Genomic DNA, 1,718 nt, shown 5'->3' with positions numbered 1-1,718 from the left:
GCTTCGCGAAATGTTGGGACAAGCTCCACTTGGTCTTTACTATTTTAACGCAAATCCAGGATATGTCACAAAGGAAACCCCAATTTTAGAGGGAGTAACACTGGACGGAGAGAGCATAAAGGACATCGACTCACGATTTAATGATATAAACTACAAGGAAAGCAAGATTATTAAAGCGACAAGAAAGGGCGATAAGATAGATTACAACAGTATTGATGAAAAGAACTTGCAGGCTCTAGAAAAATATGCTTTTGATATTAGCTCACAGGCTCTAAGACAAATGGCGGAGGGGAATATCAAAACATCTCCAACAGAGAAATCGTGCGAGTTTTGTAAATATAGAGCTATATGCCTGTATAATGCAAACGACGGATGCAGAATTATCTCAAGCAAAAAGCAGGAAGATTTATTAAAGGAGGACGATCAAGATGAGTAAATTCCCAACTGAAGAGCAAGCGAAAGTCCTCAAGAACGATAGGGAAAGAGCAATTGTCAGTGCGTCCGCTGGAACAGGGAAAACAACAACTCTCATCCAGTATATCGCCGACCTTGTGAAAACAGGTGTCCCTGTAAGCCGCATGCTCGTTGTGACCTTCACAAACAACGCTGCAAACGAGATGAAAGAAAGACTGCTCAGCAAACTTATGGAATATCCAAGAGACGAGTGGATATTGGAGCAAATAGATGATGTCCTCACTGCGGATATTTCCACAATGCACGCGTTTTTGCAAAAGATAGTTAAAAGAAACATTGACAAACTCGCAATTTCAAGTGACTATTATCTTCTCGATGAAAACAAGAGTCAGGAGATAAGAAACAGGGCTTTTGATAACGCTTATGAGCTTGCGTGTGAAAAAGAGGATCTTCAAGAGCTGCTCCTTTCACTTCATAGCCAAAAAGCAATGCTTAGGTCAGTTGTTTTTGCGCTTGAAAAGCATTTTTCAGTGTTAGCTGACCCTAAGAGCTCAATTGAGTACTATAAATCACATCAAGATGAAATATATAATCTAGCAACAAGCAGAATGAATAAAATGTTGGTGGATAGAGTTTTTAGTTACACGCAAAGAGTGGCTAAAATCTTTAGTCAAATGGATGAGAATAGTTTAAATTACAAGTACATTAAAAACTACATATCCGAGCTTCAAACAATAACAAGCGAAAATACTTTAAAAGAAAATATCTTAGCTATCAGAAACTTATCTCTTGGAAAAATTAACAATAAGGAAGAGATAATAGGTTTTGCTGCAGTCAAAGACGCAGTTTCAAAATTAGTTAAAAAATATAGAGATCCTCAGTTTGATAACGAAAGCTACTGGAAGCCGAATATTTTAGTCCAAAATATATATGATTTTTACAATCTTTATTCCTCTGAGCTTGAGAAAATAAAGAGCGTTGAAAATTGTTTGGACTTTAACGACTTAGAAAAATATTCAATGGAGCTTTTGCAAGATAGCAATGTTGTAGCTGAGATTCAAAACAATTTCGACTACGTTATTATTGATGAATATCAAGACACTAACCCTGTTCAAGAAAAGATAATGAAAGTGCTTGCAGAAAAATGCAAATTTCTTGCTGTTGGGGATCCAAAGCAGGGAATATATGGATTTAGAAATGCTACTTCTGAAATTATGAAAAAAGATATTCGTGATTTTTCAGAAAAAGGTGGAGTTTACTATCTCACAAGCAATTTTAGAAGTGATCCGTTAATTTTAAAGTTT

The 1,718-nt window shown here is 36.2% G+C and carries 2 protein-coding genes; both read left to right on the top strand.

All coding sequences use genetic code 11. The features are described 5' to 3' along the window. A partial coding sequence (locus BWI44_RS18390; protein WP_286815776.1) for a PD-(D/E)XK nuclease family protein occupies window positions 1-436 on the top strand: 436 nt, incomplete at its 5' end. Next, a partial coding sequence (locus BWI44_RS18385) for a UvrD-helicase domain-containing protein (protein ID WP_286815771.1) occupies window positions 429-1,718 on the top strand: 1,290 nt, incomplete at its 3' end. The genes BWI44_RS18390 and BWI44_RS18385, both read left to right, overlap by 8 nt.

Source organism: Bacteroides sp. Phil13, from assembly GCF_001940965.1.
GTDB lineage: Bacteria > Bacteroidota > Bacteroidia > Bacteroidales > Bacteroidaceae > Bacteroides > Bacteroides intestinalis.
Note: the sequence above shows the minus strand (reverse complement) of the source record. Positions and strands in the feature narration are given on the sequence as shown.